Origin of the sequence: Paenimyroides tangerinum (assembly GCF_003865405.1) — a bacterium.
GTDB classification, from domain to species: Bacteria; Bacteroidota; Bacteroidia; order Flavobacteriales; family Flavobacteriaceae; genus Flavobacterium; species Flavobacterium tangerinum.
Genome location: NZ_RQVQ01000046.1, coordinates 1 through 22,221 on the forward strand (window position 1 = coordinate 1; position 22,221 = coordinate 22,221).

A 22,221-nucleotide genomic window follows, 5' to 3' on the forward strand; every position below is an offset into this window, starting at 1 on the left:
AGCGATTAAACAAGGATTTGAAAATCTGAAAGAAGGAAATACTTTTGATGGATTGTATTATGCCGCCCAAGGACGTAGTCGTTCAGATTGGCTTGTGGGAATAAATGCTACACAAGCACTTAGTATTGCTGTAGGCAACGGAATGTATTCTTTAGGTAGAGTACAAACCCCAACTTTAGGATTAATCTGCAAACGTTTTTTAGACAATAGAAGTTTTGAAGTTACTAATTATTGGCAAATAGAACTTTTATTTAATAAAGATTTTATAGAGTTTAAAGGAAGTTCACAAATAAAATGGAACGAACAAAATGCAGTAATAAATTCCTTAAAGTCCATTCAACGTAACGAAAAAGCTACCATTACATCAATTGAAAACAGAAACCTCACAGAACAAGCTCCTTTATTATTTGATTTAACGGGACTGCAAAAAGAAGCAAATAAAAAGCTAAACCTTACAGCAGAAGACACCTTAAATATTGCACAAAGTCTCTACGAAAAGAAATTCATAACGTATCCTAGAACCGGAAGTAAACACATTCCTGAGGACATGTGGGATGAAATTCCAAAATTATTAAGAGCTTTACAAGAGCATGAAAAGTATAATTTAGAAGTATCTAAGTTAAAATGGGGGCGTTTCAATAAACGTATTGTAAATGATCTGAGAGTCACCGATCACCACGGATTATTAATCACAGATAAAATTCCTTCAGCTTTATCGGCAAAAGAAAATGCGATTTATAATTTGATCGTTTTTCGATTGCTTGAAGCCCTTTCACCATCTTGTATTAAAGAAATAACAGATGTGAATTTAGAAGTACTACATTACGATTTTACAATAAAAGGAGTTAAAATAGTAGACGTGGGTTGGAGAGCTGTAAAAGGAAGTCTTTCAGAAGACGATAGTGAATTACTTCAACATTTACCAAATCTTAAAGTAGGAGACGAGCTCAAAATTAAAAAGGAATTAATGTTAGAAAAACAAACCAAACCTCCAATGCTTTATACAGAAGCAAGTCTTTTATCAGAAATGGAAAACGTTGGTAATACTATTGAAAATGATGAAGCAAGAAAAATATTAAAGAATATTGGAATTGGAACACCAGCAACAAGAGCGTCAATCATCGAAATTTTATTTAAACGTAACTATATTGAAATAGAAAATAAAGCATTACTTCCAACCCAAAAAGGCTTGTTTATTTATCATCAAGTAAAAAATATGAAAATTGCAGATGTAGCTTTAACAGCTGAATGGGAGATTCAATTTGAGAAAATCGAAACAAGAGATCTAAATCCAACTACTTTTCAAAGCGAAATTGAAGTATTTACAAAATCCATTACAGAAGAATTACTTCAAACCACTACTATTCAAAACAGTCATCCAAAATTAACTTGTCCTAAATGTAAATCGAATCCCCTTGTAATTCGAGATCAAATTGTGAAATGCGTAGACGAAGTCTGTAATTGGGTACAGTTTAGAAACATTTGCGGTATACAATTAACGCTCAATGATATTGAGGCATTAGTAAACAAAGGTAAAACAGGACTGCTAAAAGGAATGAAAAGCAAAGCAGAAAAAAAGTTCGACGCTTATATCGTATTGAATGAAGATTACAGCACCTCATTTGAATTTGCCAAAAATAAAAGTTTCAAAAAGTAATGGAAAGTAGACCAATAATTACTCCAATGGAGATCAAAAAACTGATTTATACTATACGTGGAAAACAAGTGATGTTAGATAGTGAGTTGGCGGTTTTGTACCAAGTGGAAACAAAGAACCTTAACAAAGCTGTAAAGCGAAATTTAGATAGGTTTCCTGAAAAATTCTGTTTCCAACTAACCGATGAGGAAAGTGAGTTTTTGAGGTTCCAAATTGGAACCTCAAACGTAGGGCGAGGCGGAAGACGTTATCAGCCCTACGTTTTTACAGAAGCTGGAATTGCGATGCTATCTGCAGTTCTTCGTTCTGAAATTGCTGTGAAAGTTAGTATTGAAATAATGGATGCCTTTGTTGAAATGCGACATATACTTGTAAGTAATGCATCACTGTTTCAGCGTTTGGACAATATCGAATTAAAACAGTTACAATCAGATCAAAAAATTGAAGAAATTTTTAAGGCTTTGGAAAGTGACAAACTGCATAGCGAAAAAGGTGTTTTCTACAACGGACAGATTTTCGATGCCTACACTTTTGTATCGGATATTATCCGTAGTGCCAAACAATCCATTATCTTATTTGACAATTATGTGGACGATACGGTACTTACTTTATTGGGAAAACGAAATACTGATGTAACCGCCACTATTTATACCAAAACCATCAGTAATCAGCTACGGTTGGATTTGCAAAGATATAACAGCCAATATTCTCCAATTGAAATTGAACTATTCTCCGATGCTCACGATCGTTTTCTAATTATCGACAATACGGAATTGTATCATATCGGTTCCTCACTCAAAGATTTAGGTAAAAAATGGTTTGCCTTTTCGAGAATGGATATTGAGGTGGGTAGGATGCTTCAGTTTTTAAATAAAGAATAAACCCTCCGAATTGGAGGGTTTATTCTTTATGCTTTGGATGCTTCTAAAGATGCTTTTCTAAACTCTTTCAACAGTTTTTCTAACTCTAAAGAAGTTTTACGAGCTCTTGTTCCAGCTGCTTTGTTTCCTTTTTCTGCCTGTAGTTCTGCATCCGCTTTTAATGTTTCAAAGCTTGCGTTGATTTTTTCGATTAGTTCGTTCATTATAATGATATATTAAAAATTGTAAATAGCAAAAATACAATTTTTGTTCAGTTTGTAACCTTTATTTAGTCAAATACAACCTCTAAAAGCCAAATCTTACCACTTTTACGAAAGCTTTTGGTTCTTGTTCTACATTTATTCATCGCATAAATATTTTATAGCATGAACACACAGCAAAAAGACCTTTCGTATTTCAGATTACGACTACAAGAATTATTAAATACAAGCTTTCCTGAAAAAGCAAGCGATCAAAAATTTATTGAACAACGCTCTTCGTGGGCTGCCAATGCCTACGATGGAGCTTTTCGTTCGGGAAACCCCATTGAACAGTGCAACGAAATAGCTAACTATATTCTGTTTGAAGGTTTGCACTTCTCCAAATTCGATACTGTTTTTCAGGTAGTCTGTAATGAGTTTGATACTATAATGGCAGACGAGGAACTAAGACCGTTTGCTCTTAAAATGCTTCCAATTTGTGAGCCGCTTTTCAATAAATATGAACTAACCGATGACTTCGCCTACGGATATGAGTTTAACCTGCTTTATACCGAAATAACAGGAAATATCGCAATATGGATTGAGGAGAATGGGCTTCAGTAAAAAGCAACATCTCCAACAGAACATTGATGCCTTACGAATTGCTTTTACACTGGAAAAGGAGAAACGACAAGCCACGGTAGGTGAAAGACTGCTCATGATGCAATACAGCGGATTTGGTGGTCTTAAATTCGTGTTGAACCCCGTAGGAAATGAAATAGATATCAATAATTGGAGAAAGACCGAACATGACCTTTTCCCACTTACACAGGAGCTTCATCAACTTCTAAAAGAAAATTCCGAAAACGACAAGCAATACAAGTATTACGTAGATAGTATGCGAAGTTCGGTATTGACGGCTTTTTATACACCACCACAGGTTATAGATACAATTTCCGAAAGTTTACAAGAAAGTGGTTTACGTATTGATAAATTCCTTGAACCATCGGCAGGAATCGGCTCATTTATCCAATCCTTTTCTGAAAATCAAAATACTAGTGTTACTGCTTATGAAAAGGACTTGTTGACTGGTAAAATATTAAAACAGCTTTATCCCGAAAGCAACATCCGCATAAGTGGTTTTGAAGAAATTCCAGAAAAAGAACAAAACAGCTATGATGTAATCGCTAGCAATATACCGTTTGGCGACACCGCTATTTTCGACCTTTCGTATTCCCGAAGCAAGGACAGTTCAAAAGTGCAGGCTTCCCGAAGCATTCATAACTATTTCTTTTTAAAAGGAAATGATATGCTCCGTGAGGGTGGTTTACAGGTTTTTATTACATCTCAGGGTATTTTGAATAGCCCAAGTAACGAACCTATACGTCGAGCTTTGATGGAAAACAACCATTTGGTTTCAGTTATACGATTACCGAATAATCTGTTTGCAGAATATGCAGGAACAGAAGTTGGAAGTGATTTGATAATCCTGCAAAAGAATACAGCAAAACAAGAATTTAGCGAGACCGAAGAATTGTTTTGTCAAAGTAAACAAACTAAATACAACACGCCTAGCAATGCTTATTTCCGAAACTATTCAAGGGTTATCTATACCGAGCGAAAAATAGATACGGATCCTTATGGAAAACCAGCTATTATTTATACGCATAAAGATGGTGTAAACGGTATTGCAAAAGATTTGAAACAAATACTTTCCGAAGATTTCCGAAAAAATCTGAATTTGAACTTATATAAAAGGGAACTCAACAATGAAACTATCGCACAAATTCCTTTTACGCCAACTCTCAAGCCAGCAGTTACTGATAAACAACAACAACAACAACAACATTCAACGGCATCGGTGACAAAAGAAGAAAGACCACAGGAATTAAAACAGTTAAGCATTTTCGACCTTTTTGAAAATACAGAAGAAACTGTTTTAGTTGCAAAGCCTAAAGTGACTGTTCAAACCGTCAAGCGACAAAGTTCTCGTAAACCTAAACAAAGCACAGTTCGTCAAACAAATCTGTTCAGTAGTTCAATGCAACAAGCTTATACAGCTCCTGTTAGCAACAAAAACAGCAATGAAACAGCTTCTTCATCCAATCAAAAACGGGAAATTATTGTTGATCTATTCTCGGATGCTAATAGTAAAAATCAAATAGAAAAAATTGCTGTAAACACTAGTATACCAGAACCTGCTCCATACAGTAACAAACTACAATCGTACTACCGTAACGATAGCCTTGTTATGGATAAGGGTTGGGTTGGTTATTTACAAGAAGTGGATTTACGTAATGATGTGGCTATTTTCCATCCTTTGCAATTACCACCTTTACAGAAAGTAAGAGCTGAAGCTTATATCGTACTACGCGATGTTTACCAACAACTCTATACCAAAGAAGCCGAAAAACAAACCGAACATAAAGAAGAAAGAGAAACACTAAACCGTTTATATGATGCTTTTGTAAAAAAGTACGGAAATCTCAACAGCGGAGATAATATCAAACTTATCAAAACCGATAGCGCAGGAAAGGAAATACCTTATTTGGAACGTGTGATTGGTGGCGTGGTACACAAAGCCGATATATTCAGTCGTCCTGTAAGTTTTTCAACCGTAACCGTAGCAACAGATGATCCCGACGAAGCTTTGGCAACGTCATTGAACAAATATGGAATTGTGAATTTGGAATATATGTCTGAAATCAGCGGTATGACTGATGAAGCTTTGAAAGAAGCCCTACATGGTCGTATTTTCTACAATCCTTTAGAGCGCGAATACGAAATAGCCGAACGCTGGATTTCAGGTAATGTCGTGGAGAAAGCACAGGATATTAGAAATTACGTTGAAAACAATCCTGATAATACGGAGGCTAAAACCAGCCTCACCGCACTAATAGAAGCTAGACCAAGACGAATTGAGTTTGAAGAACTGGATTTCAATTTAGGTGAACGTTGGATACCTACGGGAATTTATGCCCGTTTTGCTTCGCATTTGTTTGATACCGATGTATTGGTTCATTATTCTGATAGCTCCGATGACTTTTCTGTAAAGTGCGACCGTAAGAATGTACATATATGGGATAAATATGCCGTAAAATCAGAAAGTCGAACTTTTGATGGTATCGCATTACTTAAACACGCCTTAGTAAATACCACACCAGACATCACCAAAAAAATTATGGTCGGCGACCAAGAGGTAAAAGTTCGGGATATGGAAGCCATTCAAATGGCGAATACCAAGATTGATGAAATTCGTTCTGCTTTTACCGATTGGTTACATGCTCAAAGCGATGAGTTTAAAAACAGGCTGACCGACCAATACAACGATACCTTTAATTGTTTTGTCCGTCCGAATTATGATGGAACCCACCAAAACTTTCCAGGTTTAGACCGAAAAGCATTGGGCATCGAAGATTTGTATAATAGCCAAAAAGATACGGTTTGGATGATAAAATTAAATAACGGTGCAATCTGCGACCATGAAGTAGGGGCAGGGAAAACATTGGTGATGTGTACGGCTGCACAAGAAATGAAGCGTTTGGGATTAGCTCATAAACCGATGATTATTGGATTAAAAAGTAATGTGCATGAAATTGCTGAAGCCTATCGTACCGCTTATCCTCATGCTAAAATTCTATTTCCAGGTAAAGCAGACTTCACTCCACAAAAACGAATGCACATTTTTGGTGACATTAAAAACAATGATTGGGATTGCGTGATATTAACACATGATCAATTTGGAATGATACCGCAATCGCCCGAAGTACAAAAAGAAATACTACAAATAGAGCTAGACAGTGTAGAACGTAATCTTGATGCATTACAAGCACAGGGCAAAGAAGTTACCCGAGGAATGCTTGCTGGTGTTATCAAACGAAAAGAAAATCTGGAAGTAAAACTCAAAACCCTGCAATACGATATAGAAAACCGTAAAGACGATGTGGTGGACTTTAAAATGATGGGCATAGATCATTTGTTTGTGGACGAAAGTCACCAGTTTAAAAATCTAATGTTTAACACAAGGCATACTCGGGTTGCTGGACTAGGAAATGTTGACGGTAGTCAAAAAGCCATGAACCTGCTTTTTGCAATTCGGACCATTCAAGATCGCACCAATGCCGATATGGGAGCAACCTTCCTTTCCGGAACCACTATTAGTAATTCGTTAACTGAATTATATTTGTTATTTAAATACCTAAGACCACGAGCAATGGAAAAGCAAGGTATTCATTCCTTTGATGCCTGGGCAGCCATCTATGCAAGAAAAACAACCGATTATGAATTTTCTGTAGCTAATAATATAGTCGCAAAAGAACGGTTTCGTTACTTTATCAAAGTTCCAGAATTGGCTCAGTTTTACTCTGAGATTACAGATTACAGAACCGCAAAAGATATTGGCATTGATCGACCAAATAAGAACGAAATCCTGTATAACATTCCACCAACACCTGATCAGGAAGTATTTATCCAAAGCCTGATGCAATTTGCTAAATCAGGTGATGCCACTTTACTAGGAAGATTACCTTTATCTCCAACAGAAGAAAAAGCAAAAATGCTCATTGCTACCGATTACGCCCGAAAAATGTCTTTGGATATGCGTATGGTCAGCAATGTTTATGATGATCATCCCGACAGTAAAGCCTCACATTGTGCGGCAAACATTGCCAAGTATTACAACCAATACAATTCACAGAAAGGAACTCAGTTTGTGTTTTCAGATTTAGGAAGTTACAAACCAAACGAATGGAATGTATATTCTGAAATCAAACGCAAGCTGGTAGAAGTTCATCAAATTCCCGCACACGAAGTTCGTTTTATTCAAGAAGCAAAAACAGACCACCAACGTAAGGAGTTGATTAAAGGAATGAATGAAGGTAAAATCCGAGTGCTATTTGGTTCGACTAGTATGTTAGGCACAGGTGTAAATGCACAAAAAAGGGCTGTTGCCATACATCATTTAGACACACCATGGCGCCCAAGCGATTTGGCTCAACGTGATGGTCGGGCGATCCGTAAAGGAAATGAAATTGCTAAATTCTTTGCTGATAACAAAGTGGATGTGGTTATCTATGCAGTTGAAAAATCGTTAGATAGTTATAAATTTAATTTATTGTACAACAAACAACTTTTTATTGACCAGTTAAAGAACAACAATCTTGGTAAGCGAACCATTGATGAGGGAAGTATGGATGAAAAATCAGGTATGAACTTTTCGGAATATGTGGCAATACTTTCAGGTAATACCGATCTGTTAGACAAAGCAAAATTGGAAAAGCAAATTGCTGGATTAGAAAGTGAAAAGCAGGCTTTCAACCGTTCCAAATACAGTGCAAAATATAAATTGGAAGATTATATAGCTGAATTACAAAAAGCTCAATCTCGTTATGATAGAATTAGTTTAGACTGGAATAATTTACAAAGTCGTATCAAAAAACATACTGATGGTTCTATTGTCAATCCTATTCGTTTACAAGGTTTATCACTTACTACAGATGTAAAACAAATTGGCGCTAAGCTCAACCAATTGGCAGACAAATCCCGCACAGGTGGCGATTATGGGGAAATCGGTAGCTTGTATGGTTTTCAACTATTGGTCAAAACCGAGGTTTCCCAAAAAGAGGATATTGATATTCGGGTAAACCGCTTCTTTGTGCAAGGCGAAGGAAATATTAAATATAATTACAATAATGGAATTATGGCTAAAGATCCAGAAACGGCATCAATGAACTTCTTAAGAGCATTAGAAAAATTACCTGCCTATATCAAAAAGGAACAAGAGAATATACATGAGTTTCAAAAAGACCTACCTGTTCTTCAACAAGTGGTTAATGACAACTGGACAAAGGAAAATAAATTACGAGAACTTAAAACCGAATTAGCAGCCGTAGAAAGAAAAATACAGTTGTCTATTGAACCTGTGAGCCAAGGAGAAGAACAATCGAAAAATAATGAAAAGGAACATGAAGTACAACAGATTTCTGAAAGTACTTTCCGTACAAAAATCACTTATGTTCCTAGAAGAATAATGAAATGATATTGATTACTGCTCGTCCATTTTTTTTATAAGTGTTTCACACAGGTTATCAAGAAATTTCGTTCGGTTTATTTTACGGGCTTTGATTTCCATAAATGTATGATAGAAATCTCCTAAGTCAATGTTAAGTGCTGTTTCAAATGTTTTTGTAATGAGTTTTAAATCGGTATTTCCATTGTTAAATATGCCTTGAGAATATAGTGCATAAATAAGTTCAGTCAAAGCTGCTTTGCTTCCTGTCCAACTAAGAGACGATTCATTAGATCTATTTTTATAATTACGATTTAGTTGATCTTCAAGATATACTTGTATCAAATCGTTGGCAATTATTTTCGCAACTTTGTAATCATGAGAGGTACAAAAACGATGATCTGCTTCAAAATAAAAAGTATCCAACCACAGCCTTATGTCGTGTTTTCCACGACTAAAGAAATTCTCATCAAGAAAAGAATTACCACTACGGTAATATTTGTAAAAATCTATATTATGCTCAAAGAATTTTTTAAGTTTTCTGAGTTCTTTTTTGAGATATTTCTTGATTGACTTTGCTCCATAAGGTTTCCTTGTTTCAATTTTGTAAATTGAATTGTAATATATGAGCTTGGCAACAATGACTGGTTTCTGATGTTTAAAAAAGAAAACTTCTTCATCTATACTTTTAAAACCATTTTTCAGTACATGTCCTTTTAAATCTGACAAGCTGTGAATAATTTGCTTTATAATAGTTTCTGTTTTTTCTATGGGACAGTTAATTTCAATTTCTAATTCATGAATTATTGTTTCTAATTTATGACAAGTTTTTGCATATAATTTTTCCATTTAATAATAGTTTTTTACTTAAATTTCTAAGAGATTTATAAAATTCAAACGTAAATTAAATAGAAAATATTAACGCAACTTTTTCTGATAACAATAAATTAAAATGGTTTATTACCCTAAATAAGGTTCTATGTGTTTTTTAATAGCTTAAGATAAAACGTACTCGAGACATAACTAGATTGTTTTCCGATAATAATAGCTGTTTTTAGTCTTATTGAAATTATACTGCTTTAAGGTTTACTTAAAATAACCAAAGAAAGAAACGTTAGTAATAAATTTTAACTGTTTGTGTCATTGTTGTTATTTGTTTTGGACGTGTAATAAAAACTCCTGTCTTACGATATCGTTCTCAAACTGTCCAGAATACTCTGCAGTAAAAGTTTTACTGTTCGTGTCATTGATACCTCTTGATGCTACACACAAATGGTCGGCTTCTATTAAAACAGCTACATCATCGTGTTGCAAAATCTCTTTTAAAGCTTCCGAAATCTGAATGGTTAGTCGCTCTTGAACTTGCGGACGTTTGGCATAATATTGTACCAATCGGTTAATTTTTGACAAACCGATAACTTGCTTGCCTGGAATATAGGCAACGTGTACCTTTCCAATTATCGGCACAAAATGATGTTCGCAATTTGAATATAAGGTAATGTCTTTTTCGATCAGCATTCTTTTGTAACCGTATTTATTTTCAAAAAGACTTATTTCAGGATTGTTATTGGGGTTTAATCCACTGAATATTTCCTTCACAAACATTTTTGCTACTCTATTAGGTGTTTCGCACAAACTATCGTCATTAAGATCAAGTCCAAGTATCTGCATTATTTTAGCAAAATGATGTTCGATTTTGTTTATCTTTTCCATATCACTCAGCTCAAATGCATCGTCGTGAATAGGGGTATTAATTATGGTTTTATCTAAATCTATATTTGATGTTTCTGGCATAATTTTATTCAAGTTGATTAATATTATTCGGTTTTTCCTAAACAACTAAGTGTCTTATTACAATAGTTCCAATAGTCGTTCCGCAGGTCGAGCAATAACCGCCTTGCCATTTTTTACCACAATCGGTCTTTCAATAAGCTCTGGGTGTAGTAATAAAATGTCTAGCCATTGCTCATCAGTAAAAATTTTTCCAAAATAATTCTTTTGGAAAATAACTTCATTTTTTCGTATGATATCGAATGGCTTCATGTTAAGCATAGACAGCAACATTATTAATTCTTCTTTGCTTGGGGTATTTTTTAAATAATCCACAATTTGTGGAGTAATTCCATTTTCTTTAATCAACTCCAATGCACAATTACTTTTGCTACATTGAAAATTATGATATATTTTCATTTGTAATTTTGAGAATTTTCGAATTATAGTTCGTTTATTTTTATCATTACATTTTCTACCATTGCATCGCAATAGATTAAATTAAATTCAAACAATTCGTTGGTAGAATAAGAGTTTTCAATTTCGGTTCGTAGCAATGTTTTTGCCCGATTTAGTCGTACTTTTACGTTCGATTCACTAATGTTTAACATTTCTGCGGTTTCAGAAACATTTAGTCCGTTTATTTCCCGTAACGAAAATACCATTCGGTAATCCAAAGGTATTTGAACAAGAGCTTTTTCAATGATATTTCCCAACTCACGATTCTGAATTATTTTGTCAGTATCATTATTTCTATTGGTAAATAATGGGGTTGAATGTTCGTTTGCATCTTGCATAATTTCATTTTTAAAACTTGATTTTTCTCTTTTTCGATAACAATTGTTCATCATAATACGAATAATCCATGTTTTAAAGCTTGCACGACCTTCAAATTGCAACAGACTTTTGTATGCGTCAATAAAAGTTTCCTGCATTAAATCCTGCGTATCTTCGTGATTGTAGTTATATGATCTACCGATTTTGTAGAGGCAAGGGTTAAACCGCCTTACGATAAGCTCGTAAAGCGATTTCTCTCCTTTTAAAATTCGTTCAATGATTTCAGTTTCTGTAAACTTTTCAAATTGTTTCATGCTATTTAACGATTTTAGATAATCTTGCCATAGACAAGGCAGCAATTGCCATTACAAGGTCACGTACTGCTACGTCCACGTAATTGAAACCAAGTAACAGGGTCAATGCTATAACTGTTAACCAGGCAGCAACAATATACCCGCCAATTTCGGGTTTTTTCAGCACAATGATACCTGCAACAATTTCAACAATACCTACGATCATCATAAAAACCGAAGCTGAAAATGGCAATAAGTTCGCCATTGTTGGGTTGATGTATTGTTCCCAATTGGTTAACAAATTAGTGAATTTATCTGTACCAGCAACAATAGGAACGATTCCGAATGTATATTTTAATAGATTGAACGTTTGTCTCAATGACTGACTTTTAATTATACTTTCCATTTTGTAAAATTTAATTGTTTATACCTGATTAGGGTAGGTGAGAAATTAAAAGGTTACAAAAAAAGTCAAAAAGTTTGAAAATTATGTCGTTTAAAATAGACGAGAAACTGTATTCAGTTTCCAAATTACTAAATCATACATTAGTTATACATTAAAAACTGATAATGCTTTGAACAATAAGTTTTTGAAATGCAAAAGAAAGTTTTTATTAAAATTTTCTCAAAAGGGGTTGTGTACTGCATCGGAAAGCTCCACCAAAACTTCGGCTGATGTTGAAATCAATATATTCAACTGTGATGCCTTCTTGAGCAATTTGCTCGCCAATATGCTTGAACACAGGATCGGTAATATAAACATCCGACGAAACAGGTAGACCGTTAGTTGCTAAACTAGTAGCTTCTTTCAAACTTACTTTTATCTTTCTCCAATCATTAAATAACTCAGGAACTCCATTGATAAAAGCGTCTTCACAAATAATCATCAAACCTTCTTTTACAAAACCTAAAGCACAATCTAAATGCAAAATATTAGGGTGCAATTCTATTTTTTTTACCGTATAACCATGAGGTTTTAGGAGTTTCGTGAGCCAAAAAATCCCTAGGTCATTAGATGCCAATCCGGAGTTTCCTACGAAAACCGTTTTGTCATAAACCAAAACATCACCTCCTTCCAAAAAAGGACCTTTTCCTAAAGTAAGGTCTGTGTCATCTGTAATTTCAGGTTGTGGGACGGCAATATATATGCAATCTTCAGGATAGACAACTTTTTCAAAAATTTCTCTAAGCGGAAAAACTTCGTTTCTTCTTTGTAGAAAACGTAAAGAACCCTCAATAACGAAATTTCCAATGGTGAAGAAAGGATCTCTACAAAAGAAATTGGCATAACCATCCTTACCTACAGCATTTTTTTCGGCATTCGTTAATTTTCTGGGATGGAAAACTTCTACTCCATATCGTTGTAAAACTTGAGTAAGATTGATTCGTTCCAGTTCCCATTGTTTTTGTAAATCGGGATAAACTTCAGCAAAATTTTTACCCCAGATTTCTTTGTTATTCAAACTTTCTTGCAGTTCGGTTTCATTTAAAAATCTTAAATCATCTTCTTTGGGTTGTATAGGATAACCAAATTCAGACTGAGCAACGACTACTCTTTTAAGTGGAGCAAATTCATTTTCAACAAAAATCATTTTCTTTTTTATATTGTTTAATATTTTATTATCAATTAAAAATACATAATTATTAACTTCTGATTAAGCTAGATGAGAAATTAAAAGGACACATAAAAAGTCGAAAAAATTAAAATTTGGTACAAAATTTCATTTAATCAATAGCATTATTAATGGTTTTGGTTGTATATTTTCTCAATAATTTTTTTGCAGAAATATTCCACTACTTCTTTTTTTTGATATAGTTCGTGTTCTTCGTTTTCACAAACTTCTTCTTTGATTTGCATTTGTTGAAACCAACTAGCGTCAGGTTTGTAACAATCTTTTTCACCATAGAACAATTCAATTTTTGCAAATGGCTTTTCGGTTTCATATCTCAATCTTGTTGATGATATCGCAAACAGATGTTGTACTTTTAAACCTGATAAACAAGCTTTCCATCCAATACAACCTCCTATGCTAAATCCTACAACAACAGAAGCCTCGTGTTCTATTTCGAGAAGCTTTTTAACAGCTGTATCAATACCTCCATTTACAAATTGACTATGGATATTTTCTTCTGATAATTCAGCTTCGGGAATGCATGCCAATTCACGGCAGTCGTAATAATGGATTTCAAAATATTGTTCCAATATAGACGTATATTGAAACATCCAATTCGATTTTTCAATTCCCCATATGTCTGAAAGTAAAATTAGTTTTTTCAACGCTAATGTTTTTGTAATACGAATTTTAAACAACTACTAATCATCACAACAGCCTCGTCAATGGTTTCTTTTTTGGCGCGAAAGGCTACGTATAAAGTTGTTCGAGCTTCTCGGTAAGTTCGGATAAATTCATTTGAGTTATTTGCATAAAGGTTAGTCTAATGGTGTTTGTGATGTAATCGCAATCCTATTCCATCCATTAATTGCTACAACCGCCATTATAACAGCCGCATATTCTTTTTCAGTTAAATGATTTTTAGCAGTGTCATAAATTTCATCGGACACAGACTTTCCAGCTATTAAAGTCATCGCTTCGGTCAATGCCAAAACAGCTTTTTCTTTATCTGTAAAAAGATTGGATTCTCGCCAGGCATCTAGTAAAAACAGACGCTGTGTTGTTTCTCCAATTTTTATCGCATCGCGCGTGTGCATATTGATACAATACGCACATCCATTTATTTGAGAAGCACGAGTTTTGATAAGTTCAAATAGGTTTTTATCCAAACTACTTTGTGCAAGGTAGTTTTCTAACCCCATCATTGCTTCAAAAGTCTTGGGGTCGATGTTGTAGATATTTAATCGTTCTTTCATTATATTCTATCTTTAATTGGGTTTGTTTTAGCAACTTGAATAGTTAAGTCGTTTCCTTTTTGACAATAAACCGTTCAGAAAAAGTTAACCTATCGGCATAAGCTTCTAACGTATGTTGTATAACTTTGAAGACGTGCACTTGCATACAATCTTTGGTTTTTGATGTTTACTCTTCATAATTAAAAGCATTTAAATATTTTTCTATATAAAATAGTTTTTCTTTAGATTTATATTGTTGAATATAGCGAGGGTGCTCTAATACAATTGCCTTATCAAAAAGCTTAGCTTCTTTATTTAGTCGATTTATAAAAACGGCATTTTTTTTGCCCAAAATATAAACTTGATTAGTTTCTAAATTAAGTTTTATCTGTGCTTTCAAGGATTTAATCATAAAAGGTTTTACAGCTTCAAACAATTTTGGATCATCGTAATAATTTGCATTGATCCATCCTTTATTTTTGGTTTGACGAACTATTGCCAGTGGAAAAGGAGAATTAATATAAAAATTTTGATAAAACAAATTAACTCCGCCAAAGGCCGCTATCATGTCATACATAAAAACTGAAGAAATCTCGTGTGTATGTGCACTTTGCATTTCTATGTCACAAGAAGATTTTAAACGTTTGGTATCAGTAAACGGGATGCCTGTCACTCCTGCGCCATGCCGACTAGGATTGATTCCGATAATAAATTTACGACTGTTACTGTCACTATAAAATTTATCATAAAATGCCTGCATTACCTTCAATGTTTCAGGATTATCATGATATGGATTTAAAATAGCAAAACCCTCAGGAAGATTTTCGCTGTATTCTAGTTTTGTATTGAAATCAATTACCTGTTGTCCAAATGATAGCATATTAATTCATTTAAATATTACTTAGCGACATAAAAATCATAGGTATAAACATTATAAGGAAGGATGGTTTTTGCAAAATATTTTGCAGTAAAACTGCCAACTAATATTGGTACGAATAATTGATAACCATTAGGAACCAAACTACAAACCAAAACTAAAGCAGTTAAAGGAGCATAAATAGAAGCAGACAACGTAGCAGCGGCACCTACTAGTGCAAAATTCAAAGGCACTAATTGCAAACCGAATAGTAGATTACAAATCTGAGCAAATAAAAGTCCTAGAAAAGCTCCAGCTACTATACTGGGAGCAAATACACCGCCATCTCCACCTGCCCCAAGAGTTAGTGATGCGGCTAAAGGTTTAAGTAAAATTAAAACAGATAAGCTTAATATGGTAATTCTTCCAGTACCACCCAAAATATCTTTTAATCCATGATAGCTATCACCGTATAATGCTGGAAATAGAAAAATAAAAACTCCAACAGAAATAGCACCAATATTTACCCTTAAAAAATTATTGTTAATATTACCAAATAGTTTTTTCATTCGGATTACCAACAATGTAAAATAGACAGATAATAGACCTCCCATTAAACTTAATAACAGAAAAAAGGGTAAAGCATAAACGTTCCAATTATCTATGCGGAATGGTAGTAGTGGTTGATAGTTGAATATTAATATAAAAGTCCATGCCAGTATAGCAGAAGTACCACAGCTGATAAATAAAGATTTATTAGTTTTTCTAGCTATCACTTCCATCGCAAAAAGAAAACCAGCAAGCGGGCTTGCAAATAATAAAGCTACTGCGGCAGTAACACCAGCACAGATCAATTCTTTTTTATACATATTAGCAGAGAAATGCTTGGTATGTACCAAATTACCTACTGTAGCAGTGGCTACCACTGATGAAACTTCTATACCTGTCGAACCTCCAGATGCAACAGTTAAAAAACCATTGATTAAGTGAGAAGGTACTTTAAAAGCAGGAAGGTGATCTTTTCGTTGATCCAGTGTTTTATAAATCTCTGTAATACCTTTGTTTTTACGACCTTTAAAAAGAAATTTTCTTAAAAAATAAATGGTGGTAATCCCTATCGTGGGTAAGAATATAAAGACTAATTTTTGAGTAGTATACACTTTTTCAAAAATTAAATGCTCAACATGTTCGGTTAATTGTTGTGTAGCAAAAACTAAAATCAAACTGCATATACTCACTAATGCAGAAGCTATAATCAGTTTGAAAAAATTATGAAAGGCTATTTTTTTTCTTTTCATTTATATTGTGTATTAATACACTTATATGTTGTTACGAGTCTCACAATACTACGTGAAGAGTAGATACACGAGCAAAAGTAAGATAATTGAAAGTTTTAAAAAAAACATTAAACGATATCTATACTAATTTTAGTAGTATAGCTTTTAATACTACAGCTTGATTGTTATTGGGATTCTTAGCCCCATACAATAAACACAGATTTTGTTTTTTTGCAATTTCGAACAATCGTTCCAATTCTGAATAGTGAGTCTTCAACTCCTCTTGATAACGTAATGAGAATTCTTCAAAACGTTCTTCTTTGTGATCGAACCATTTTCGTAATTCGGTAGAAGGAGCAATATTCTTATTCCATTCATCTAATTTTGCTTCTTCTTTACCGATTCCTCTTGGCCAAAGTCTATCAATGAGTATTCGATAGCCATCTTCTAATTCAGGTGGGTCGTAGATTCTTTTAATTTTAATGCTTTTCATAATATATGTTTTTTTCATTAATATATTTGCTTTTGAATATTTATAATAAAAAATTGATATTCTTTTTTACTACAATACTATATTTATTGAAAGTACCTAATGTAGTGAAATTAATCATTACATAGGTACTTATTCAACCACTTTCTAAAGCTGTTTTTATTTATAGAACTATTAATTCAACTGCAACGATGCAGGTCCAAATTCTTCAAAATAGATTGCTGATTTTTGCACACCATTTTCTATTAGAAAATTATAGTGTTTTTTGATAAAGGGAGCAGGCCCGCAAATATAGTATTCTGTTTCATTTTCAAGTATAGTATCTTTTAACACTTCAAGATCAACCCAACCTTCGTATTTATCATTTTGAGTTTCTTTTAATTGCTCATAAAAGATATGCTGATTAATGTTAGAATTTACATGTGATATTTCTGCTACTTTGTCTTTGAAGGCGTGCACTTCTTCATTTCTGCAACCATGTACCCAAGTGATTGGCACGTTGATATTATTTTTGTTTGAAATAAGATTTTCCAACATAGACAATAAAGGTGTTTGTCCCACACCACCACTAATGAAAACTTTCGGTAAATCGCTTGATGCATTCAACACAAATGTACCAGCTGGAGCAGAAAGGTCTACAACATCACCTTGGTTAATATAGTCATGAAGGCGATTACTAATCATACCATCTGGATGTTGGCTACCAGCTTCTCTTTTTACAGATATGCGATAATATTCTCCATTAGGTGCGCTTGAAATACTGTATTGGCGTGGTTGTAATAATTGTAATTCAGGAAGAAATAAACGCAAACTGATATATTGTCCAGGAAGATGATTTTCTACAGAACCATTATCAGTGGGATAAAGATAAAACGAAGTAATTTCGGCTGATTCGACTATTTTTTGTTTCACTACGAAAGGTCTCCAGCCAGTCCAACCACCTTTTTGTTCTGTATGTCTTTTGTACAAACCCTGTTCATGGCCACTCATCAATGATGCCAATTGATTGTAAGCAATTGTCCAAGCGTCCACTAGTTCTGGGGTAGCAGCTTCACCAAGAACTTCTTGAATAGATGCTATTAAATGATTTCCAACAATAGTATAATGCTCTGGACGAATATCAAGACTTGTATGTTTATGACCAATATTACCTACTACTGGTAACAATACCGAAGGGTCTTCAATATTTTCTGCATAAGCTAACACAGCCATTGCTAAAGCTGTTTGTTGTTTACTATTTTGCTGATTTCCCATGTTAAACATATTTTTTAATTCAGGATTGAACTGAAACATACGGTTGTAGAAATGCGTAGTCAATAGTACTCCATGCTCTCTTAATACAGGTACAGTGGCTTTTACTAGTTGTTTTTGCTCGTTTGTCATGTTATAAAAATATTAATAAAAGACAATAATGTCTTCTATTTGGTTAAAAAAATTATTTATTCAGTGTTAATGTTCCATTGAGTAATTCGATATTGAACTCTCCAATAGATGTAATGTGCAACATATGCGAAATTTGATTCCGAACTTTCTTAAATTCATTGTGCAGTGGACAAGGGTTACTTTCTGAACAGTAGCTTAAGCCTAGACCACAGCCTGTAAATATATCATCTCCTTCTAAAGCAATAATGATATCAGCTATGGGGCGATTCAACCCTTTTGTATCTACATAAAAACCACCATTTGGACCTTTTACAGATAATATGATACCTTGACGACTTAATTTCTGTAATATTTTTCCTAAAAAATGCTCTGGAGAATTAATATTCTCGGCAATTTCTTTAATACCTACTTTTTGTCCATCCTGAGATTTACTAGCGATATAAAATACTGCTCGCATAGCATACTCAACTGTTTTTGAAAAAAATCCCATATCGGTTATTGTCTTGATTTTTTATATAGGTGTTCTACCAACTTAGAAGAACGATAATCAAAATTAGCACCAAAACTATTAATTACAAGTCCCTTTATATGGTGCATAGGAGACGAAATAGCAAACAAAATACTTTCTTCATCTGGATCTGACATTTCTTGAAAACGATAAATCTCATCTAGGAGAAATTCATCAGGAGAAAGTTCTAATGAATGTGTCTGACAATAAAGACATTCTTTGCCTTCTGGAATTAAAAAATCATATGTATATCCTCGTTTTTGAAGATCATTAACTGCTTCACTTAAAGTATTGTAATTATATACTCTATTTAGTTTCGTCATAATTTACACTATTAGTTTTATTTATTTACAACTTCCTTAGCTCTATCTATATTATCAGCTTTGCTGAGTGATAGACGTAATATACTATTTTGTAATGCTTTGAGACTGTGTAGAATATTAGCTTCTAATGCAATCAACATTCCTTTCTCTAAAATAAAATGTTCTTTTCCTACACCAAAATCAATTGAACCTTCAACCACTGAAACCACTATTGGACACGGTGCTTTATGCTCTTTCATTTCCTGACCTTCTTTAAAGACAATGCGTACTTCTTTAATAGTAGTTGTATTAACAAGTACACTTACAGCAGGAGTGGTCTCTCCATATTTAATATCTGTTAAAACTGAAGCTATTTTCATTACAAACTATCATTTATGTTAAACATTCTTAAGCTTACTTTATTTTATTTTCGTTCTTGAAATATGTAATTTTTGAAAGAAAAATTTCTGCCATTTTTTCACCTCTCCATTTTGCCTCTTCTGCTAATTTACCTTCAAAATGTGTATCTACTGTTTTGCGCCATAGATTCAACCAACGCTCAAAATGTGTGCTGTCAATCGGCATTTTGGCATGTGGTGGAAATGGACTCCCATGATAAGTATGTTCTCTCAATAAAATCGTTTGCCAAAAAGTGTACATTTTTTGTAAATGCGTCGGCCAATCTTTAATAGCACCATGAAAAATACCTCCAATTAATGTATCTCGTTGAACTTCTCCATAAAAAGAGTCAACTAATACTTTTATATCTTTCAAATTTTGAATATCGGTTTTCATTGAAACAAAGATAATAATAAAAGATAAAAATATCTTTTATTATGGAAAAATATTTTATAAAATTTATTACAACAAAATAATCAGATATCACGATTTAGTCTTTTGTACTAAAAAAGTAAGTCTTCTGTGCAGTTAAGTAAAACACAATCTAATCAATAGTCCTTAATTATGGACTTTCTTAACCTGTTTATAGAACTCCTGAAGATGATGCTCGATAATGTTGGCTCAAATATGTCGTCATAATATTCGTCACAAATGTTTTAAATAATGCTATGCGCATTAAGTAGGTTTCAAAACTGTAGAGTCTTCTGATATAGGTGTTACACAGGTTTACATCAAAGTAATCTGTGAGGAGTTAGACAAGGCATTTGAGCAGTACATCAATTAAAATACTACCGAGATACTTATTTTCAACTTCGTAGTATAGTATTTTTAATACTGATAATTTGTTCCCTTACATTGGTTTCAGATTATCAAACACTACTACCCGATAAAAAGCTGTTACAACAGAAACCACACGAGTTGTTTGAAAATAGCCCAACGTAAAAATAATCTCACTTTTCTTCCTTTTCTTAATTGCATTGTTTATCAATACGTTGCGTTAAATTTTATAGATTTGCTGTAAAAAAACTATCTCAATTTAAAAACTTTTAATACCTTAGCGAGTGAACACTAACTAACGTGATTGGTTAGTCAATAAATAATATGCAAAAGTTCACGAATAGACAAATAGAAATAATGGAAGCTGCAACAGCTCGGATTGATGCTTACGGTATTCAAAACTTGACTATTAAAACGCTGGCTGCCGATATTGGTTTATCCGAACCAGCTTTATACCGTCATTTTGAATGCAAAAATGATATTTTACTTGGTTTACTCAACTATTTTATTACAGGGATGAAAAATCGCATAATTAATATTCCTGTAAATTCTAACGTAACGACAGGAGATGAATTGAGGAGTGTTTTTAAATCGCAACTGCAAACCTTTACAGATAAACCTGCGATTGTCAGTGTCATTTTTGCAGAAAGTATTTTTCATTATGATGAAGGATTAAGTTATAAGGTTTCAGAAATAATGGAATTAATGCACCAATATGTCATTGCAAACATTGAAAAAGGACAAAAGTCAGGGCAGTACGGCAAGCTAATCACGGCTTCTACGCTTACCACTATTATACTTGGAGGAATGAGAATGAGCGTATTGAAATGGAAATTGTCGGGACATAAATCCAACCTGATGAAAGACGGAGAAGCCGTTTTGGAGGGAATTTTAAAAATGATTGAAAATAAATAATTAAGATATGAAAAAAGTAATTGTATTTGGAATGAGCCTTATGCTTTCATGGAGTTGTAATAATCTTACTGAAAAATCAGCCACACATCAGGAAACAGAAAATCACATAGCACATCAACACGATGAGAGTTCCGAAGCTGTTGAACTCAACAATGGCGAAAAATGGCTTGTAAACGAAGAAATGAAACCCTTTGTATTGAAAGGTGAAAAACTAGTAAATGTTTATATCCAAAATAATCACACGGATTATAAAGCATTGGCTCAACAGGTAAAAGACCAAAACAGCCTACTCATAAAAAGTTGTACTATGGACGGAAAAAGTCACGAAGAACTGCACAAATGGCTACACCCGCATCTTGAAATAGTGAAGGTGTTGGAAAATGAAACAAATGAAACAAAAGCAAATGAAACCGTCTTGCACCTGCAACATTCCTATCGAGAATATCATGAGTATTTTAACTAAATTTTCTTGTACGTCTTCAAACTGTCCAATTTAGCTTGAAGACGTACAGACTGAACTACCAAGTCATAAAATTCTTAAGATTGACTAATTTTTTCAATCAATTCTTGATTTTCCATTTCTTTAACCCTCTTGTCTAGTTCAGTCAAAAATTCTTTTAAGCGTTCTTCTCTCCATTTTTGAACCTTTTATTGAAAGAAGTATATCCAAAGAACCTCCAATAGTAGGAATTAAATTTACAAATGATCTTAGAACATTGCTTTCTTCATATTTTTCAATAAAATTTCTTTTCATCCGATATTTTTATGTAAATGGTCTATAAATTATTTTTTACGAACCTAAGATAAAAGTTTCGTAAAATCCTAATGTAAATCGTCAGGAAATTTGGTACAACAGAAAAAGAAGACACAGCTCATTGAATTACAAAACAATTGAAGAATTT

Annotated in this window: 23 protein-coding genes; 6 read left to right on the forward strand and 17 right to left on the reverse strand. The window is 33.5% G+C overall.

Features of this window, described 5'->3' with window-relative positions; translation table 11 throughout:
* Positions 1–1,657: type IA DNA topoisomerase (locus EG240_RS14325; protein WP_148096353.1), on the forward strand; the 1,657-nt coding region annotated here is incomplete at its 5' end.
* Positions 1,657–2,538 (forward strand): ORF6N domain-containing protein, encoded by an 882-nt coding sequence (locus tag EG240_RS14330; protein ID WP_125020041.1) that lies wholly within the window; start codon positions 1,657–1,659, stop codon positions 2,536–2,538. The genes EG240_RS14325 and EG240_RS14330, both read left to right, overlap by 1 nt.
* Positions 2,539–2,564: 26 nt before the next feature.
* Here the strand turns inward: EG240_RS14330 and EG240_RS14335 are convergent, their stop codons facing one another.
* Entirely contained in the window at positions 2,565–2,741 is a 177-nt protein-coding gene (locus EG240_RS14335) for a histone H1 (protein ID WP_125020042.1), read from the reverse strand.
* Between the two features lie 162 nt (positions 2,742–2,903).
* On the opposite strand from EG240_RS14335, the gene EG240_RS14340 reads away from it, so the two are divergent.
* Together EG240_RS14340 and EG240_RS14345 are read left to right on the forward strand one after the other, a co-directional pair.
* A complete protein-coding gene (locus EG240_RS14340) occupies positions 2,904–3,341 on the forward strand; it encodes a DUF1896 domain-containing protein (RefSeq protein WP_125020043.1) in 438 nt (145 codons plus the stop codon).
* Positions 3,328–8,754 carry an N-6 DNA methylase gene (locus tag EG240_RS14345; protein WP_125020044.1) on the forward strand — a complete coding sequence of 1,809 codons (5,427 nt, stop codon included), beginning with the start codon at positions 3,328–3,330 and terminating at the stop codon, positions 8,752–8,754. Before EG240_RS14340 ends, EG240_RS14345 begins: the two co-directional genes overlap by 14 nt.
* A gap of 6 nt (positions 8,755–8,760) precedes the next feature.
* On the opposite strand, the gene EG240_RS14350 is transcribed toward EG240_RS14345, so the two are convergent.
* From EG240_RS14350 to EG240_RS14425, 16 genes are all read right to left on the reverse strand, one after another.
* Complete coding sequence (locus EG240_RS14350; protein ID WP_125020045.1) at positions 8,761–9,573, reverse strand: RteC domain-containing protein; 813 nt, start codon at positions 9,571–9,573, stop codon at positions 8,761–8,763.
* Between the two features lie 300 nt (positions 9,574–9,873).
* Positions 9,874–10,518 carry a GTP cyclohydrolase I FolE gene (gene folE / locus EG240_RS14355; protein ID WP_125020046.1) on the reverse strand — a complete coding sequence of 215 codons (645 nt, stop codon included), beginning with the start codon at positions 10,516–10,518 and terminating at the stop codon, positions 9,874–9,876.
* 57 nt (positions 10,519–10,575) lie between these two features.
* Positions 10,576–10,914 carry an arsenate reductase (glutaredoxin) gene (arsC, locus tag EG240_RS14360; protein WP_125020047.1) on the reverse strand — a complete coding sequence of 113 codons (339 nt, stop codon included), beginning with the start codon at positions 10,912–10,914 and terminating at the stop codon, positions 10,576–10,578.
* Positions 10,915–10,937: 23 nt separating this feature from the next.
* A complete protein-coding gene (locus EG240_RS14365) occupies positions 10,938–11,585 on the reverse strand; it encodes a sigma-70 family RNA polymerase sigma factor (RefSeq protein ID WP_125020048.1) in 648 nt (215 codons plus the stop codon).
* Between the two features lies 1 nt (position 11,586).
* The gene (locus EG240_RS14370; protein ID WP_317127021.1) at positions 11,587–11,943 is read right to left on the reverse strand and encodes a hypothetical protein; all 357 of its coding nucleotides are present in this window, start codon (positions 11,941–11,943) and stop codon (positions 11,587–11,589) included.
* Positions 11,944–12,178: 235 nt separating this feature from the next.
* Positions 12,179–13,156 (reverse strand): dimethylarginine dimethylaminohydrolase family protein, encoded by a 978-nt coding sequence (locus EG240_RS14375; protein WP_125020050.1) that lies wholly within the window; start codon positions 13,154–13,156, stop codon positions 12,179–12,181.
* 149 nt (positions 13,157–13,305) lie between these two features.
* Positions 13,306–13,842, reverse strand: coding sequence for an alpha/beta hydrolase (locus EG240_RS14380; protein ID WP_125020051.1), 537 nt, complete (start codon positions 13,840–13,842; stop codon positions 13,306–13,308).
* Positions 13,843–13,995: 153 nt separating this feature from the next.
* Positions 13,996–14,433 carry a carboxymuconolactone decarboxylase family protein gene (locus tag EG240_RS14385; RefSeq protein WP_125020052.1) on the reverse strand — a complete coding sequence of 146 codons (438 nt, stop codon included), beginning with the start codon at positions 14,431–14,433 and terminating at the stop codon, positions 13,996–13,998.
* A 166-nt stretch (positions 14,434–14,599) separates the two neighbouring features.
* Positions 14,600–15,292 (reverse strand): SMUG2 DNA glycosylase family protein, encoded by a 693-nt coding sequence (locus tag EG240_RS14390; RefSeq protein ID WP_125020053.1) that lies wholly within the window; start codon positions 15,290–15,292, stop codon positions 14,600–14,602.
* Positions 15,293–15,309: 17 nt separating this feature from the next.
* On the reverse strand, positions 15,310–16,566 hold the full coding sequence (locus tag EG240_RS14395) for a chloride channel protein (RefSeq protein ID WP_125020054.1): 1,257 nt from the start codon (positions 16,564–16,566) through the stop codon (positions 15,310–15,312).
* Positions 16,567–16,684: 118 nt separating this feature from the next.
* Positions 16,685–17,038 carry a DUF488 domain-containing protein gene (locus EG240_RS14400; protein WP_125020055.1) on the reverse strand — a complete coding sequence of 118 codons (354 nt, stop codon included), beginning with the start codon at positions 17,036–17,038 and terminating at the stop codon, positions 16,685–16,687.
* A 171-nt stretch (positions 17,039–17,209) separates the two neighbouring features.
* Positions 17,210–18,418, reverse strand: coding sequence for an NO-inducible flavohemoprotein (gene hmpA, locus EG240_RS14405; RefSeq protein WP_125020056.1), 1,209 nt, complete (start codon positions 18,416–18,418; stop codon positions 17,210–17,212).
* A 52-nt stretch (positions 18,419–18,470) separates the two neighbouring features.
* Positions 18,471–18,908 carry an RrF2 family transcriptional regulator gene (locus EG240_RS14410; protein WP_125020057.1) on the reverse strand — a complete coding sequence of 146 codons (438 nt, stop codon included), beginning with the start codon at positions 18,906–18,908 and terminating at the stop codon, positions 18,471–18,473.
* Between the two features lie 5 nt (positions 18,909–18,913).
* Positions 18,914–19,249 (reverse strand): phosphoribosylpyrophosphate synthetase, encoded by a 336-nt coding sequence (locus EG240_RS14415; RefSeq protein ID WP_125020058.1) that lies wholly within the window; start codon positions 19,247–19,249, stop codon positions 18,914–18,916.
* Between the two features lie 17 nt (positions 19,250–19,266).
* Positions 19,267–19,608, reverse strand: coding sequence for a cupin domain-containing protein (locus EG240_RS14420; RefSeq protein ID WP_125020059.1), 342 nt, complete (start codon positions 19,606–19,608; stop codon positions 19,267–19,269).
* A 34-nt stretch (positions 19,609–19,642) separates the two neighbouring features.
* Positions 19,643–20,023 (reverse strand): group III truncated hemoglobin, encoded by a 381-nt coding sequence (locus tag EG240_RS14425; protein WP_125020060.1) that lies wholly within the window; start codon positions 20,021–20,023, stop codon positions 19,643–19,645.
* Between the two features lie 738 nt (positions 20,024–20,761).
* Here EG240_RS14425 and EG240_RS14430 point away from each other — a divergent pair.
* Together EG240_RS14430 and EG240_RS14435 are read left to right on the forward strand one after the other, a co-directional pair.
* On the forward strand, positions 20,762–21,319 hold the full coding sequence (locus tag EG240_RS14430; protein WP_235830391.1) for a TetR/AcrR family transcriptional regulator: 558 nt from the start codon (positions 20,762–20,764) through the stop codon (positions 21,317–21,319).
* A 7-nt stretch (positions 21,320–21,326) separates the two neighbouring features.
* Positions 21,327–21,782, forward strand: coding sequence for a hypothetical protein (locus tag EG240_RS14435; protein ID WP_125020062.1), 456 nt, complete (start codon positions 21,327–21,329; stop codon positions 21,780–21,782).
* The last annotated feature ends 439 nt before the right edge of the window (positions 21,783–22,221 follow it).